The organism is Cobetia sp. SIMBA_158, assembly GCF_046566945.1.
Lineage (GTDB): Bacteria > Pseudomonadota > Gammaproteobacteria > Pseudomonadales > Halomonadaceae > Cobetia > Cobetia amphilecti.
Genome location: NZ_JAWJYL010001225.1, coordinates 1 through 230, shown reverse-complemented (window position 1 = coordinate 230; position 230 = coordinate 1). Strand labels below are relative to the sequence as shown.

At 65.7% G+C, this 230-nt stretch carries 1 protein-coding gene; it reads left to right on the top strand.

What is annotated here, in order from left to right; genetic code table 11:
- Window positions 1–230, top strand: a 230-nt coding sequence (locus tag R2R70_RS23615; RefSeq protein WP_410979435.1) for a hypothetical protein, incomplete at both ends; no start/stop codon positions are given.

Genomic DNA, 230 nt, shown 5'->3' with positions numbered 1-230 from the left:
AACGGAACTGGCCCGCAGATATTCCGGTCGAGGCGACCCGCGATGAGGTGACAGCCGCATTCCGGCAGCGGCTGGACGGGCAAGATCTGCCTGCAACCCGCCGTGTCTGCGCGCGCGGCCTCTACGGTGGACATTCACTGACGCTTGAAGGGGCCGACGAGATCGAAGAGGCCCGCCTGCGGGCAACCCGTGTTTCTCTGCGAGAGCTGACCGGATTGCGGCAGGACCAT